The 15839-nt window shown below is 59.2% G+C and carries 16 protein-coding genes and 1 pseudogene; 16 read left to right on the forward strand and 1 reads right to left on the reverse strand.

The window, feature by feature from the left end; genetic code table 11:
* The first annotated feature begins 3 nt into the window (after positions 1-3).
* The 7 genes from WAO69_RS12445 (at position 4) to WAO69_RS12475 (ending at position 6573) form a co-directional block, all read left to right on the forward strand.
* Positions 4-1086, forward strand: a complete 1083-nt coding sequence (locus WAO69_RS12445) for a TRAP transporter substrate-binding protein (protein WP_422179598.1) — start codon at positions 4-6, stop codon at positions 1084-1086.
* Positions 1087-1196: 110 nt separating this feature from the next.
* Positions 1197-1787, forward strand: a complete 591-nt coding sequence (locus WAO69_RS12450; RefSeq protein ID WP_422179571.1) for a TRAP transporter small permease subunit — start codon at positions 1197-1199, stop codon at positions 1785-1787.
* Between the two features lie 30 nt (positions 1788-1817).
* Positions 1818-3185 carry a TRAP transporter large permease gene (locus tag WAO69_RS12455; protein WP_422179573.1) on the forward strand — a complete coding sequence of 456 codons (1368 nt, stop codon included), beginning with the start codon at positions 1818-1820 and terminating at the stop codon, positions 3183-3185.
* On the forward strand, positions 3185-4519 hold the full coding sequence (locus WAO69_RS12460) for an amidase (RefSeq protein ID WP_422179574.1): 1335 nt from the start codon (positions 3185-3187) through the stop codon (positions 4517-4519). Before WAO69_RS12455 ends, WAO69_RS12460 begins: the two co-directional genes overlap by 1 nt.
* A gap of 14 nt (positions 4520-4533) precedes the next feature.
* Positions 4534-4728 (forward strand): hypothetical protein, encoded by a 195-nt coding sequence (locus tag WAO69_RS12465; protein ID WP_422179577.1) that lies wholly within the window; start codon positions 4534-4536, stop codon positions 4726-4728.
* Positions 4725-5684, forward strand: coding sequence for a 2-hydroxyacid dehydrogenase (locus tag WAO69_RS12470; RefSeq protein ID WP_422179579.1), 960 nt, complete (start codon positions 4725-4727; stop codon positions 5682-5684). The genes WAO69_RS12465 and WAO69_RS12470 overlap by 4 nt, the downstream gene beginning before the upstream one ends.
* Positions 5685-5703: 19 nt before the next feature.
* Positions 5704-6573 (forward strand): NAD(P)-dependent oxidoreductase, encoded by an 870-nt coding sequence (locus WAO69_RS12475; protein ID WP_422179581.1) that lies wholly within the window; start codon positions 5704-5706, stop codon positions 6571-6573.
* A 106-nt stretch (positions 6574-6679) separates the two neighbouring features.
* Here the strand turns inward: WAO69_RS12475 and WAO69_RS12480 are convergent, their stop codons facing one another.
* Complete coding sequence (locus WAO69_RS12480) at positions 6680-7582, reverse strand: LysR substrate-binding domain-containing protein (RefSeq protein ID WP_422179583.1); 903 nt, start codon at positions 7580-7582, stop codon at positions 6680-6682.
* 112 nt (positions 7583-7694) lie between these two features.
* Between WAO69_RS12480 and WAO69_RS12485 the strand changes: the two genes are divergently transcribed.
* From WAO69_RS12485 to WAO69_RS12525, 9 genes and pseudogenes are all read left to right on the forward strand, one after another.
* Entirely contained in the window at positions 7695-8723 is a 1029-nt protein-coding gene (locus WAO69_RS12485; protein ID WP_422179585.1) for a D-cysteine desulfhydrase, read from the forward strand.
* A gap of 26 nt (positions 8724-8749) precedes the next feature.
* Complete coding sequence (locus tag WAO69_RS12490; protein WP_422179586.1) at positions 8750-9469, forward strand: aspartate/glutamate racemase family protein; 720 nt, start codon at positions 8750-8752, stop codon at positions 9467-9469.
* A 257-nt stretch (positions 9470-9726) separates the two neighbouring features.
* Complete coding sequence (locus WAO69_RS12495) at positions 9727-10728, forward strand: ABC transporter substrate-binding protein (protein WP_422179588.1); 1002 nt, start codon at positions 9727-9729, stop codon at positions 10726-10728.
* Positions 10729-10788: 60 nt separating this feature from the next.
* Positions 10789-11577 (forward strand): ABC transporter ATP-binding protein, encoded by a 789-nt coding sequence (locus tag WAO69_RS12500; protein ID WP_422179590.1) that lies wholly within the window; start codon positions 10789-10791, stop codon positions 11575-11577.
* Positions 11574-12434, forward strand: coding sequence for an ABC transporter permease (locus WAO69_RS12505; RefSeq protein ID WP_422179592.1), 861 nt, complete (start codon positions 11574-11576; stop codon positions 12432-12434). Before WAO69_RS12500 ends, WAO69_RS12505 begins: the two co-directional genes overlap by 4 nt.
* Positions 12434-13699: a cytosine deaminase gene (locus WAO69_RS12510; protein ID WP_422179594.1), complete on the forward strand. Its 1266-nt coding sequence runs from the start codon at positions 12434-12436 to the stop codon at positions 13697-13699. The genes WAO69_RS12505 and WAO69_RS12510 overlap by 1 nt, the downstream gene beginning before the upstream one ends.
* Positions 13696-15096 (forward strand): FAD-binding oxidoreductase, encoded by a 1401-nt coding sequence (locus WAO69_RS12515; RefSeq protein WP_422179596.1) that lies wholly within the window; start codon positions 13696-13698, stop codon positions 15094-15096. The genes WAO69_RS12510 and WAO69_RS12515 overlap by 4 nt, the downstream gene beginning before the upstream one ends.
* Positions 15097-15103: 7 nt before the next feature.
* Positions 15104-15688, forward strand: a pseudogene (locus WAO69_RS12520) (NAD(P)H-dependent oxidoreductase).
* Positions 15688-15839, forward strand: a 152-nt coding sequence (locus WAO69_RS12525; protein WP_422179600.1) for an NAD(P)H-dependent oxidoreductase, incomplete at its 3' end; no start/stop codon positions are given. The pseudogene WAO69_RS12520 and the gene WAO69_RS12525, both read left to right, overlap by 1 nt.

The raw sequence follows: 15839 nt of genomic DNA on the forward strand, positions 1-15839 counted from the left end.
ACTTTGGATCGCAGAAAATTTCTGCGTGGCACTGCCCTTGCCGGTGCCGCAACACTGGCAACGCCAGCTCTTGCACAAAACAGCGGAACAACACTCAAGATGCAGGCAGCCTGGGGCGGCGGCATCTTCCTTGAGAACGCACAATCCTTCGCGGCACGTGTCAACGAAATGTCCGGTGGTTCGCTGACCATTGAAGTGCTTTCGGTCGACGCGGTTGTGAAAACCAGCCAGATGCAAGACGCGGTGCACCGCGGCGTTCTGGATGCTGCGCACTATGTGTCTGCCTATTGGTATGGCAAATCCAAAGCGGCATCGCTGTTTGGCACCGGCCCTTGCTTTGGCTGGTCGAGCCAGGAAATGCTGGGCTGGATCTATGCCGGCGGCGGACAGGAACTGTTTGACGAGCTGATGGCGTCACTGCGTCTGAACGTTGTGTCCTTCTTCAACTCGCCGATGCCTGCACAGCCACTTGGCTGGTTCAACCAGCACATCACGGATGCGGCGCAAATGAACGGCCTGAAATACCGGACCGTTGGTCTGGCTGCGGACGTTCTGCTGGAAATGGGCATGTCCGTTGTTCAGTTGCCCGGCGGTGAAATCCAGCCGGCGATGAAATCCGGTCTGATCGACGCGGCCGAGTTCAACAACCCGACCTCTGACCGTGACTTTGGTATGCAGGACGTGTCCAAGCATTACCACCTGGCATCGTTCCACCAGAGCCAGGAGTGCTTTGAGGTTACGTTCAACAAGGACAAGTTCAACGCGTTGTCGCCCGAGCATCAGGCGATCATCCGCAATGCTTCCATGGCCGAGAACTCGGGTTTCTATTGGAACAACACCAAGCGTTATTCCGATGACCTGATCAAGCTGCAGGAACAGGACGGCGTGAACGTCTACCGCACACCGGATTCGGTCATGGCGGCCCAGCTTGCTGCCTGGGATGTGGTTGCCAACCGCATTGCGGGCGAGGACCCCTTCTTTGCCAAGGTCATGGAGTCCCAAAAGACCTATGCCAAGGAAGTCATGGGTTACCTCAACCTGAACCAGCCTGATTACCGTTTGGCCTACAACCACTATTTCGGTTGATCTGAACGCATGCACAGAAAGGTCCGGGTGCCTGCATGGCATCCGGACTTTCGCCGCTTTGGGGGGATTGCGCCTGCAGTCTCGTAGCTCTGTTAAAGGGAAACAGACACATGAAACTCGTTCATGCCATTGAAGGGTTGAGTCTTTGGGTCGGTCGGGCCTTTGGCTGGTGTATTCTCATTCTGACACTGTCGGTCTGTTATGAGGTCTTTGTACGATACGTGCTGAACGCACCCACGGTCTGGGCGTTTGACATGATGATCCAGATGTATGGCGCGCTTTTCCTGATGTGCGGTGCCTATGCGCTGGCGCAGGACACGCATGTGCGCGCCGACGTGGTATACCGGTTGTTTCCCGTCAAGGTGCAGGCAGGCCTCGATTTTCTGCTGTATTTCCTGTTCTTCTTCCCGGGCATTGCGGCCATGGTCTATTATGGCTACGAAATCGCCTCTGATAGCTGGCGCTGGAAAGAGGTCAGCTTCAACAGCCCTGCCAGCATCCAGGTCTATTTCTTCAAATCCCTGATCCCTCTGGCGGGCGGGCTTTTGATGATCCAGGGCTTTGCCGAATTGATCCGCTGCGTCATGGCAATGCGGTCCGGTGAATGGCCCGAGCGGCTGGTCGATGTGAAAGAGACCGAAGATCTGCTGACGGACGCAGATTTGGATACGATCCGCTCCATCATTCCAGCCAAAAAGTAAGCCTCTCGGCGATTCAAGAAAGATCACATCATGACTAATCCAGAAGTCGCCCTTCTCATGCTGGGGCTGTTCATTGTCCTGGTTCTGCTGGGATTTCCGATTGCCTTTACCCTGCTGGCGATGGGTGTCGCCTTTGGCTACTACGCGTATCACCAAGGTCACCCGATCGAGACCTTCACCGATATCTTCGACAACAACATCTTCTATCTGCTGAACCAGAACACCTATTCGGTGATGGAGAATCCGACCCTTGTCGCGATCCCGCTGTTTCTGTTCATGGGATATGTGGTCGAACGCGCCAATATCGTCGATAAGCTGTTCTTTTCGCTTTATATGGCTGCGCGCAACTTGCCGGGCAGCCTTGCGATCGCCGCCCTTGCGACTTGTGCGGTGTTTTCCACGGCCTCGGGTATCGTGGGTGCCGTTGTCACGCTGATGGGGCTGCTGGCCTTCCCGGCGATGGCCAATGCGAATTACAACAAGAGCTTCGCGGCCGGTGTGATCTGCGCGGGCGGTACATTGGGTATTCTGATCCCGCCCTCGATCATGCTGATCGTCTATTCGGCCATCGCGGACCTGTCGCCTTTGCGGCTTTATGCGGCGGCGGTCTTTCCGGGCATTCTGCTGGCGGGGCTCTACATCGTATATGTGATCGTGCGCGTCTGGTTCAATCCGGCGCTGGCACCGAAACCGACGATGGAAGATGTTCCGCCTCCGCGCGAAATCTACTGGAACCTGCTGGTGAGCTTTGTGCCGCTGACGGTGCTGATCGCGCTGGTGCTGGGCTCTATTCTTGGCGGTCTGGCAACTCCGGCCGAAGCTGCTGCCATGGGGGCCATGGGCGGTATGGTTCTGGCGGTCATGTACCGGTCGATGACCTGGACCAAGCTGAAGGAAAGCGTCTTTCTGACGGCCAAGGCCACGGCCATGGTCTGCTGGCTCTTTGTGGGCTCATGGACCTTTGCCTCGGTCTTTTCCTATCTCGGTGGGCATGACATCATTGCCGACTGGGTCGGCACCATGGATCTCGAGCCCTGGCAGTTCCTGGTTCTGGCACAGGTGATCATCTTCCTGCTGGGCTGGCCTCTGGAATGGTCTGAAATCCTGATCATCTTTGTACCGATCTTCCTGCCGCTTCTGGAAGTGTTCGGCGTGAACCCGTATTTCTTTGCGATGCTGGTTGCGTTGAACCTGCAGACCTCGTTCCTGACGCCGCCTATGGCCATGTCGGCCTATTACCTAAAAGGGGTGCTCAAGAAACAGATCGAGCTGATGGAGATTTTCCGGGGTATCATGCCCTATCTGGGGATCGTGATTTTCACCATGGTTCTGATGTATCAGTTCCCGGGCATCGCTTTGTGGTTCCCTGACTATCTCTTTGGCGAGTACATTCCGTGATGAGTGACGCATATAAACTGACAGCGACCGAGGCAGTGCAGGCCATTGCCTCGGGTCGCCTGAGTTCTGTTGATCTTGTCAAATCCTGCCTTGCGCGGATCGAAGAGACCGACGGGACCGTCAAGGCATGGGCCTATATCGATCCCGAGCTGGCCCTGGCGCAGGCCGCAGAATGCGATCGCATCCGCAAGGCCGGGATGGCGATCGGCCCCCTGCACGGGATACCCGTCGGTCTGAAAGACATCATCGATACGGTGGATATGCCGACGCAACGCGGAACCGCGATTTTCGCGGGACGGCAATCGGGGGCGGATGCGCGCCTGGTCGAGCATCTGCGCGAAGCGGGTGCGGTTATTCTTGGCAAGACGGTCACGACCGAACTGGCCTTTGTTCATGCCAGTGAGACCCGCAATCCACACAACCCCGAGCACAGCCCGGGAGGGTCTTCCAGCGGATCCGCTGCCGCAGTGGCTGCTGAGCAGGTGCCGCTTGCGATTGGCACCCAGACCAACGGCTCGGTCATCCGGCCGGCGTCCTTCTGTGGCACATTCGGTTTCAAGCCGACGCGCGGCATGATTTCGCGCGAGGGGGTTTTGCAAACATCGGTTTCCTTGGATCAGATAGGCTGCTTTGGGCGCAGCCTCGCGGATGTGGCTTTGCTGACCGATGCGATCAGCGGCTATGACAGCCGCGATGCCACCAGCTTTGCCCGCGCGCGCCCCGACACGGTTGCCGGTGCCGCAGCCGAGGTGCCAGTCACGCCCGACCTCGCCTGGCTTGACCTGCCGTTTTACGACCGGCTGTCTCAGGATGCACTGGAGGGTCTGAACGCGGTGATGGATATTCTGGGGCCCCAGGTCACAAGACTGGAGGCGGCGGATGCGCTGTCGGACCTTGTGGCGGTTCAGGCAACGCTCCATGAATATGAAATATGCCAGCATCAGGCCGAGGTGTTCGAGCAGCACTGGGACCAGATCAGCGAGACGCTGAAACCGGTGATCACACGCGGGCGGCTGATCAGCCAGATGGCATATGAGGACGCTTTGGCGGTGAAGGCCTCGGCAGAAGCCTTTTTCGACAGCTTCCTTGTCGATTATGATGCGATCATCGCGCCTGCCGCGTCAGGCGAGGCCCCGGTGTTCGGGCCGTGGACGGGTGACCCGATCTTCTGTACGCTCTGGACCCTGGCCGGATTGCCTTGCGTGACCCTGCCCCTGCTGGTGGGAGAGACCGGGCTGCCGATCGGTGTGCAACTGATCGGACGCGCTGAACAAGATGATCGCTTGCTGCGCACGGCGCGCTGGCTGCAAATGCAACTTGCCCAGGCGGCATAGAGAAAGGAAACCACATGTCATACGGAGTAAAGCTTCTGGTGGGTCTGATCGGGACGACATTCCTGTGCGTCTTCGTCGGCGGCCTGTCGCAAAGTATCTCAAGCGGATTTGCCGGGTTTTACGGTGGTGCGCCGTTCATGATCATCGCGATTATCGTCTGTTGTGCCGCGATCTATGATTTCTGGGACGAATGCGTTCGCAAGAAATGAGCAAGAAGCGTCTCTGGATTACCCGCAGACTGTCCGATGCCACGCTTGAGAGGGCTCTGCGCGACTATGATGCCGTCATCAACTATGATGATGCGCCAGGCACCGCCGAACAGATCATCGCCGCCAGCGCCGAGTTCGACGCGATCATTCCGTGTCACTCCGAGCATTTCACCGCCGAGGTTGTGGCGCAGTTCTCTGACCGTCTGAAAATCGTGGCGAACCATTCCGTCGGTGTCGATCATTGCAATCTGCCAGCCCTCAAGGCCCGGGGTATTGCCGTCACCAACACGCCGGACGTTCTGTCCGATGCGACGGCGGAATTGGCGATGCTGTTGATGCTGGGGGCGGCGCGCCATGCCGTGGCCGGGGACCGGATCGTGCGGACCGGGGCCTGGGACAGCTGGTCGCCGGCATTCATGGTCGGCAAGCAGGTAACCGGTGCGCGCCTCGGAATTATCGGGATGGGCCGTGTTGGCCGGGCCTTTGCCACCAAAGCGCGCGGCTTTGACATGGAAATCCACTATTTCAACCGCTCCGAACTGCCTGCCGATCAGGCCAAGGGCGCGATCTATCATGACAATGTCGAAAGCCTGCTGGCTGTGGCGGACTTCCTGTCTCTGCATTGCCCGGCAACTCCCGAGACCACGGGTCTGATGAACGAAAGCCGCTTTGCACTGCTGCCCGAGGGCGCGGTCGTGGTCAATTCGGCGCGCGGCGCTCTCGTGGATGAAGCGGCTTTGCTGCGCGCACTTGAAAGCGGTCGCATCTCGGCTGCTGGCCTTGATTGCTTTCAGGTGGAACCCGGCGGCAATCCGGCTTTTGCGGCGCATGACAATATCTTCATGTTGCCACATATTGGCAGCGCGACGCGCAAAACTCGTGACGCGATGGGCTTTCGCGCGCTGGACAATCTGGATGCATTTTTCGCAGGGCAGACGCCGGGCGATCTGCTTTAATTCCTAAAGGACACAACTGATGACAAAAATCGCATTTCTTGGCCTGGGCGTGATGGGCTATCCGATGGCAGGCCATCTGCAGGCTGCTGGCCATGAGGTCACTGTTTACAATCGCACCGCAGCCAAGGCGCAGGCATGGGCAGAGCAGCATGGCGGAACCAGTGCGCCAACGCCCGCTCTGGCCGCACAGGGTGCGGACATGGTCATGGCCTGCGTCGGCAATGATGATGATCTGCGCTCGGTTTGTTTGGGCGATGATGGGGCCTTTGCGGGGATGGCATCTGGCGCGCTGTTCGTGGATCACACAACCGTGTCGGCAAAAGTCACGCATGAGCTTTATGCGGCAGCGAAAGCCAAAGGTCTGAGCTTTGTTGACGCCCCTGTCTCGGGCGGCCAGGCAGGAGCCGAGAACGGGCAACTGTCGATCATGTGCGGTGGGGACGCGGATGATTATGCCCGCGCCGAACCGGTGATGGCCACCTATGCAAAACTGGTGCGCCGCATCGGTGAAAGCGGTGCCGGGCAGTTGACGAAAATGGCCAACCAGATCGCGATTGCCGGGTTGGTTCAGGGCCTGTCCGAGGCGTTGCACTTTGCCACCAAAGCCGGCCTTGATGGCCGTGATGTGGTCGAGGTGATCAGCCAGGGTGCCGCCGGAAGCTGGCAGATGTCCAACCGCTATGAAACGATGCTGGATGATCATTTCGAGCATGGCTTCGCGGTGGATTGGATGCGGAAGGATCTGGGCATCTGCCTCGAGACAGCCGATGAAAACGGTGCGAGTCTTCCCGTGACGGCCCTTGTCGATCAGTTCTACAAGGACGTTCAGAAAATGGGTGGCGGGCGATGGGATACGTCCTCGCTCTACAAACGCCTGGGCAAGTTCTGACCCTGTCTGGCGTATAGCTGCACAGCGGGCCGGCCAACCCCGTTGTGCAGGGGCGCAGGCCTTCAATGTGCTGAGCCGTCAGCCATCAGCGTGATCTGTGGCCGGGCTAAGCACGGCCTTTCGCGCCGGTCAATTTGCGCCACGCATCAAGAGTTGCGGCATTCGAGGTAACCGTCCAGCGGCGGGCGATCAGGTTCATGTCGATGCTGCCCAATGTTGCGCTGAGATCGACAAGTTCGCCGCGCGTCAGGGCAGGGCGGGCCAGCGCGTCCGGTATCCATGCGATGCCAAGTCCCGATTGCGCAAGCTGCAGGGCCGCCGTGCTCAGGGCGGTTTCCGTGATCACGCTGATTTCGCAGCTTTGCCTGAGTGTGGGCAGAATATAGCGCGCCAGAGCCGCGCCCAGAAACACGTCCGATGGATAGCCGATCATGCGCAACTCGCCGCGCTCGAGATGCGCGGTCAGGACAGGGGCGTGATCTGCGCTGCATACCGGTATCAGTGTCTCTTGACCGATCACCGCCTGCGTCAGGAAAGAGGGCAGGTCCGCCGCATTTTCCGAGCGGATGTGATAGGTCAGTGACAGAGCCGCCTGACGGGTGACCAGAAGCGTGTCGCATTCATCCAGATTGGCCGACCGCAGCCGGATGTGGGTTCTGCCCGGCTCGGCCAGCCGTTTGATGATCTCGGGGCCCAGTGATGTCGTGATGGCATGCTGGCTGGCGATCACCAACTGGCGGGTGCCGCTGGAATGCGTATGGCGCATCGCATCCACAAGCCCGCGCATGTCCCGGGACAGCTTGCGCAACTCGGCCTCATGTTCAAGCACGATGGGTGAGGGGCCGCTGGGTTTTACACTGCGGTCGATGACATCAAATCCCAAGGCATCTTCAAGCATCTGAATGCGCCGCGAGAAGGTCGGTTGCGTCACGTTGCGCTTGCGCGCGGCATCGGCCACGCCCTTGGTGTCCAGCAGGGCAAGAAGGTCTTCAATCCAGTCGCTGCGCATATCCGCCCCCTTTATGCATTTTGTGCATGTTTACAGGATTCTTTCTATTTGACGAGGCGACTGATCCGCTGGATGTGTTGGAAAACATGCGTTCACAGTCAGAGGTTGTCTCATGCATTTTTCACGTTATCCACGAGTCCATCTGGCTCATCTGCCCACCGCTCTTGAGCCTATGGATCGCTTGTCGGCTGAACTGGGTGGCCCGCGCATCTGGATCAAGCGGGACGATTGCACCGGTATGTCAACTGGCGGCAACAAAACGCGCAAGCTGGAATTCCTGATGGCCGAAGCACAGGCACAGGGGGCCGATATGGTCATGACGCAGGGGGCCACGCAATCCAACCATGCGCGCCAGACTGCGGCTTTTGCCGCGCGTCTGGGCATGGATTGTCACATTCTGCTGGAAGATCGTACCGGTTCGAAAGACCCGAACTACAATTACAATGGAAACGTGTTTCTGGATTATCTGCATGGAGCCACGACCGAGGCGCGCCCCGGTACTGGCCTGGACATGAATGCCGAGATGGAGGCTGTGGCCGAGCGTTTCCGCGCCGAGGGTCGCAATGTCTATACGATCCCCGGAGGCGGGTCGAACCCGACCGGCGCGCTTGGCTATGCGAATGCGGCGATGGAACTGGTGACTCAGGCCAACAACATGGGTCTCAAGATTGACCGGCTTGTTCACGCCACCGGCAGCGCGGGAACGCAGGCCGGTCTGGTCGTCGGCCTGAAGGCGATCAACGCCAACATTCCCCTGCTTGGCATCGGTGTGCGCGCACCAAAGGCCAAACAGGAAGAAAACGTCTATAATCTCGCGGTAAAGACGGCTGAGAAACTGGGCTGTCCCGGTGTGGTCAGACGCGAGGATGTCGAAGCCAACACGGATTACGTGGGCGAGGGCTATGGCATCCCGACGCAAGGCTGTCTTGATGCCATCGAGATGTTTGCACGCCTTGAAGCCATCCTGCTTGATCCGGTCTATTCCGGCAAAGGAGCAGCGGGCCTGATCGACCTTGTGCGCAAAGGGGCCTTTGAGGGTGACGAGAACATCGTGTTCCTGCACACTGGGGGCGCTGTCGCGTTGTTTGGATATACCGGAGCATTTGACTATCAGGGTTCGGCGCGCGCTGCTGCCGAATAGGGTCTGTTCTGACAAGGGACTGGTGAATGACACAAGGGTTGCGCCGCATTGGTGTGCTGGGTGGAATGGGGCCGGAGGCCACGATCTATTTCATGCAGCGCATCGTTGCGGCGGTCAGCGCGCGCGACGACGCCGATCATATTCCCCTGCTTGTGGACAACAACACACAGGTTCCATCGCGCATCGCAGCCATCCTTGAGGGGAGCGGGGCAGATCCCGGCCCCGTTCTGGTCAGCATGGCGCAGCACCTCCAGCAGGCCGGTGCCGAGGCACTTGTCATGCCATGCAATACCGCACATCACTTTGCCCGGCAGGTGGCGGATGCCTCGGACGTGCCATTCCTCAACATGGTGGATCTGGCCAGTGCCCATGCCGCCTCGTTGGTTCCCGAGGGGGGGCGGATCGGTTTGCTGGGCTCTCCGGCGCTTGCGCAGGTCGGTGTGTTCGAACCGGCGCTTGGTGCACAGGGGTTGAGCGCGCTTTATGCCAGGGACCCTGCGCATGTGCTCGACACGATCCGTTCGATCAAGGCCCATGGACCCTCTGAACAGGCGGCAGATGTGCTCAATGCAGTGGCACGGCAGATGGCCGAAGACGGCGCGGGCGCGATCTGTATCTGCTGCACCGAGTTTTCGTTGTTGTTCGATCGGATTACCGCCTCTGTGCCGGTCTTTGACTCCCTTGAGTTGCTGGTGGATGCGACGGTGCAATTCTCGCGCTTGGGCACGGTTCAGACGCAGCGCTGATGCGGCGAATACCCCCTTCGCCGCGCACGGGCTCTGGAAGGCAGATGCTGTCTGAAACGAGGGGCAGTCAAAGCTGTCTTCTGAACATGTTTTGCGGAAAAATTAGGCAAGTCACTTGATTGCACGTAAATGGCGCTAATTTTTTGTGCGAAGAAGCCTTACATGCGGGGCAAAAACAGCCATGCTGCATTCACGCGCTGTGTCCTTCAGCCAAGTCAGGCACATGTTTGAACGTATCATGCAACAAGGAGGTCGGGATGTCCCTCAAAACAACATTTGCTGCTGCCGTAGCGCTGTCTTTCACAGCAGGTTTTGCGTCTGCTGAAACCACCAAGGTCGTATTCGGAACAAACTGGCTGGCACAGGCCGAACATGGCGGTTTTTATCAATCCGTTGCCGATGGCACCTATGAGGCCTGCGGTCTCGAGGTCGAGATCATCACCGGTGGCCCGCAGGTCAACAACCGCGCGCTGATGCTGGCCGGGCGCATGGATTTCCATATGGGTGGGGACATGCTTCAGGCCTTTTCCGCGGTCGAGCAGAACATTCCCGTTGTGATGGTGGGTGCTACCTTCCAGAAACACCCTCAGGTCATTCTGGCCCACCCCGGAAAAGCCGAGACATTTGAGGATCTCAAGGACCTCACGCTTCTGATCGGCGATAACGGCTTTACCTCGTATTATCAGTGGATGATCGCGGAATACGGTTTCACCGTAGAACAGCGCCTGCCCTATACGTTCAACCCCGCTCCGTTCATCGCGGATGAAACCAAGGGTATGCAGGGCTATCTCTCGTCCGAGCCCTATGCGGTGCTCAAGGAATCCGGGATCGAAGCGGATGTGTTCCTGATCGCGGATGCCGGGTTCTCGTCCTATGCCACCACCATCGAGACCATGGCCAACACCATCGAAGAACGCCCCGAAGTGGTGAAGTGCTTTGTCGAAGGATCTGCAAAGGGTTGGTACAACTTCCTTTACGGAGACAACGCAGCGGCGCGCGAGCTGATCAAGGCCGACAATCCCGACATGAGCGATGACAAGATGGATTACGCCATCAGCAAGATGCTGGATTGGGGTATCGTGGATAGCGGTGATGCGCTGGAAAAAGGCATCATGGCGATCAACCCTGAGATCGTTCAGGATTTCTATGACAAGATGGTTGCGGCCGGTGTGGTGTCCGAAGGTCTGGATATCTCCAAAACCTATACGACGGCCTTCGTGAACCAGGGCGTCGGCATGGACCTCAAGCCTGCCAACTGATCCGACAGGCGGGGGCGTCGCGCTTGTGACGCCCCTGATTTCGGCAAGGAGAACCACAGCATGACCAGCACCCTCGTGCCTCTTGGTGAACGCGCCGAGGTGATGCGAATCGAAGCCGTTGACAAGGTGTTCAACGGCGATGTCGTGGCCCTCAAGGGGTTGTCGCTGACGGTCAACTCGGGCGATTTCATCTCACTTCTGGGGCCGTCAGGCTGTGGGAAATCGACCGCGCTGCGGCTGATTGCGGACCTCATTCACCCCACACGCGGACGGATCACCTGGGCTGGTGGTCAGAAGGCGGGCGATCTGGGTGTCGTGTTTCAGGAACCGACGCTGATGCCATGGGCAACCGTGGCACAGAATGTCTGGTTGCCGTTTCGGCTGCGGGGAAAACCCTATAACTCGGTCAAGGATGACATCATCGAGGCGCTGCGGCTGGTGGGTCTGGACAAGTTTCTGAACGCCTATCCGCGCGAGTTGTCCGGAGGCATGAAGATGCGTGTCTCGATTGCCCGCGCCATGGTGACAAAACCGCGTCTGATCCTGATGGATGAGCCCTTTGCCGCACTGGATGAAATCACCCGCTTCCGGCTGAACAACGATCTGTTGGCGCTGAAGGAAAAAATCGGATGCACCGTGATTTTCGTGACCCATTCCGTGTTTGAATCCGTGTTCCTGTCGGATCGCATCGTAGTCATGGCAGCGCGACCCGGACGCGTGATCCGCGAGTTGACCATCGATGCGCCTTATCCGCGCGATGAAGCCTTTCGCACCTCGGCTGAATATGCCGCCTATTGCCGGTCGGCCTCGGATGCGTTGCACCTTGCCATGGGCGAGGAGGTCGCATGAGCATTGTCGAAGAAAACACCGTTCTGTCGTCAGATGTGGACGAGGACGAACAGCGCCGCCGCCGCATGCGGCGCAACGAGAAGATCGGCAAATGGGTTTTGCCGGTTCTGGTCATGGCGATCTCCTTGTTTCTGTGGGATCGGATCGTGGTCTGGAATGAGATCCCCCATTACATCCTGCCCGGTCCGGGCCTTGTGTTTTCCACGTTGATTGCCGACTGGGCGATCCTTGTGGATGCATTGATGGTGACATTGCAGATCACGCTGATGGCGCTGGCTGTCGCGGTTCTGGGCGGTGTGGGCCTTGCGATCCTGTTCACCCAAAGCCGCTGGATGGAGATGTCGTTTTATCCCTACGCCGTCATCCTTCAGGTGACGCCCATCGTGGCGATTGCACCGTTGATCTTCATCTATGTCGACAGCCGTATCGCGGGTCTGTTGCTCTGTGCCTGGCTGGTGGCGTTCTTTCCGGTTTTGTCGAACACGACGCTGGGGCTGAACTCGGCCGATCACAACCTGCGGGATCTGTTTCGCATCTATGGGGCCACGCGTTGGCAGCAACTGCGTTTTCTGCAACTGCCCTCGGCGCTGCCCTATTTCCTTGGTGGCCTGCGCATAGCGGGTGGCCTGTCGCTGATCGGCGCGGTCGTGGCTGAATATGTTGCCGGGACCGGCGGTATCGGGTCTGGCCTTGCGTTCCGGATCCTCGAGGCGGGGTACAGGCTGAACATTCCGCGCATGTTTGCAGCCCTCATTCTGATTGCCCTGACAGGTGTTGTGATCTTTGCCGGTCTGTCTTTCATCAGCCATATGCTTTTGCGCAAATGGCATGAAAGTGCGCTCAAGCGGGAGGGGTGATGGATTTCACGACGCTACCAAGAACGGCGCTGACGCTGGAGAACGTGACGGTTCCGGGCTGGCTTCTGGGCCAGCCCGGGGATCTGGTGCGCACGTCGATCTCGATCGATGCGGGCCGCATCGTCGAGACATCCCCAACCCCTGTTGATATGGCCGGCGCGATGGTCTTCCCGGCCTTTGTCGACATGCACACGCATCTGGACAAAGGGCATATCTGGGGGCGCGCGCCCAATCCGGATGGCAGTTTTCCGGGTGCCTTGACGACGGTTGGCGAGGACCGCGCGGCCAACTGGAGCGCAGAGGATGTGCGCACGCGCATGGATTTCGCGCTGCGCTGCGCCTTTGCCCACGGCACGCGGGCCATTCGCACGCACTTGGATAGCATCCCGCCACAGGACGACATCAGCTGGCCCGTATTCGCGCAACTGCGCGATGAATGGGAGGGCCGCATCGCGTTGCAGGCCGCATGTCTGGTCGGCGTCGAAGGCGTGGATCTTGAGGGCAGCTTTGTCCACACTGCCGATCTGGTGGCCAAATACGCGGGCACATTGGGCATGGTGACCTATCCCGTGCCTGATCTGCGTGATCGTCTGCGCGCTTTCTTCAAACTGGCCTCCGAGCGCGGGCTTGCAGCTGATTTCCATGCGGATGAGACAATGGACCCGAACGCGGAGACGCTGCGCGCCATTGCCGAGATCGCGATGGAGGAGGGGTTTGATGCCCCCATCGTCGTGGGTCACTGCTGCTCGCTTTCCACGCAAGACGAGGCGCGCGCGATGGACACGCTGGATCTGGTCGCGAAGGCCGGGCTCGACATTGTCTCGCTGCCCATGTGCAATCTCTATCTTCAGGATCGCCATATGGGGCGGACGCCTCGGGGCAGGGGGATCACGCTGGTTCACGAAATGAAGGCGCGGGGGATCAATGTCTCGTTCGCCTCTGACAACACGCGTGATCCTTTCTATGCCTATGGTGATCTGGACATGCTTGAGGTCATGAAACAGGCCACGCGCATTGGTCATCTGGATCACTCGGACGCGGACTGGAGCCGCGCGTTCCTGTCCAACCCGGCAGCGGCTTGCGGCTTTGATGCGCCGTCCCTGTTGCCGGGCGCGCCTGCGGATCTGGTGATTTTCAAGGCGCGCGGCTGGACCGAGCTGTTTGCGCGCCCGCAATCCGACCGCATCGTGTTGCGCGACGGACATCAGATCGACCGCACCTTGCCTGATTACGCTGAACTCGACCATCTCATGAGGACCGAATGACCGCCAATATAGCCGCCGCCAAAGCCGCTCTTTCGCATCTGGACATCGAACAGAGCGAGAGCGCCATCAAATCCAAAAGTCGTGATTTCTTCTGGTACTCGCCGGTGCTCAAGACCCGGTTGGATCATGTGACGGCGGATTTCGTGGTCTCGCCGCGCAATGAGGCCGAAGTGATCGAGGTGTTGAAGGCCTGCTATGCCCATGATGTGCCGGTCACCACACGCGGGGCTGGAACGGGCAACTATGGTCAGGCCATGCCGCTGGCTGGCGGGTGCGTCATGCATCTGCATCACATGAGCGCCGTGAAAGAAGTGCACCCCGGTCGCGTCATTGTTGAGCCGGGCTGCCTGCTCAAGGATCTGGATGCGGCCTGCAAGGAACATTCGGGGCAGGAAATCCGCATGTTCTCATCAACATGGGCCACGGCCACCATCGGCGGGTTCATCGCAGGCGGGTCGGGCGGTGTCGGGTCCTGCACCTGGGGCTCGCTGCGGGATCTGGGCAACATCATCCGTTTGCGCGTCGTCACAATGGAAGAAGAGCCCCGCGTGCTGGAATTCCGCGGCGAAGAGCTGGCGCGCGTCAGCCATGCCTATGGCACCAACGGTATCATCACCGAGATCGAAATGCCTCTGGCCCCCGCCTATGACTGGGTCGAGCTGTTCGTGGCCTTTGACGCGTTCACCCCGGCGATGGAATTCGCCGAAGACCTGGCCAATCAGGACGGCATATTGATCAAGCTGGCGACTGTCTTTGAAGCGCCGATCAGCCATGCCTATTTTCAGCGCGTCAAACCCTATGTGAGCGAGGGCAGCCATGTTGTCGCCCTGATGGTGGCTCCGCAATCCATGGACGGGTTTGACACCTTCACTGCGCGCCGCCCCGAAGCACGCGTGATTTATCGCTCGGATGACAATGACTGGGAAAGAAATCCCGGCCGCGTCTTTGAATACGGATGGAACCATACCACCCTGCGCGCCCTCAAGGTCGATCCGTCGATCACCTATCTGCAGGTGCGCTATGGCTATCCCCAGCACCGCGCGTTGATCGAAAAGATCCGCTCGGAGCTGTCTCCGGAGGTTCTTCAGCACCTCGAAGTGCTGCGCGAGAATGGGAAGGTCATGTTCGCGGGCCTGTCGCTTGTAAAGTTCACCACGGAAGAACGCCTGGACGAGATCGTGCGTATCCATGAAGAGGCCGGCGCGATGATCTTCAACCCGCATCGCTATACGTTGGAGGAAGGCGGGCGCCAGACCGTGGATGACCGCCAGTTGCGCTTCAAGAAAGAGGCGGACCCCAAGGGGCTGCTCAATCCGGGCAAGATGATCTCGTGGGACGATCCGGATTGGAGCTATGCGCAGATGTATGCCTATCCCAAGTTGCAGGCGGCCGAGTGAGTGTGCAATGACACGCGTTCTTGTGCTCTATGCACATCCCCTGGAAGACAGCTTTTCGCACGCGTTGTTCGAGACAACCTGTGAAACGCTCGCCGGGCGTGGCTGGGAGGTTGATGCGATTGACCTTTATGGCGACGGGTTTGATCCCGTGCTGACAGCCTAGGAGCGGCGCGGCTATCACGAGGTTGGGGCGAATACGGCACCGGTCGCGCAGTATGTCGAACGCCTGCAGGCAGCGGATGCACTGGTCATGGTGTTCCCGGTCTGGAACTTTGGCTATCCGGCGATCCTGAAGGGGTTCATTGACCGGGTGTTCCTGCCGGGTGTGTCCTTTGTGCTGACGGATGGCAAGGTGCAGGGCAATCTGCAAAACATCCGCAAGCTGGCGGCGGTGACCACATATGGCGGGACATGGATGCGCGCGTTCTTGTGCGGTGATCCTCCGCGCAAGTCGGTCACGCGCCATATCAGGGCTGTGCTCCATCCAGCTGCGCGCACAAGATATATGGCGCTGTATGACATGAACCGTGCAACCGAGATCGAGCGGCGCAATTTTCGCGCCGAAGTCGCGAAGAAACTGGCGACGTTCTGATGCGCGCCCTGGTGATCTATTGCCACCCAAGGTCCGACAGTTTCACCGCCGCCGTGCGTGATGAAGTGCTTGCGCGCCTTGCCGCACGCGGGGCCGAGGTGCGGGTGCAGGATCTCTATGCCATGGGATTTGATCCTGTCATGGGCGGGCA

It is taken from the genome of Aestuariivita sp., assembly GCF_049276915.1.
Taxonomy (GTDB): domain Bacteria; phylum Pseudomonadota; class Alphaproteobacteria; order Rhodobacterales; family Rhodobacteraceae; genus Aestuariivita.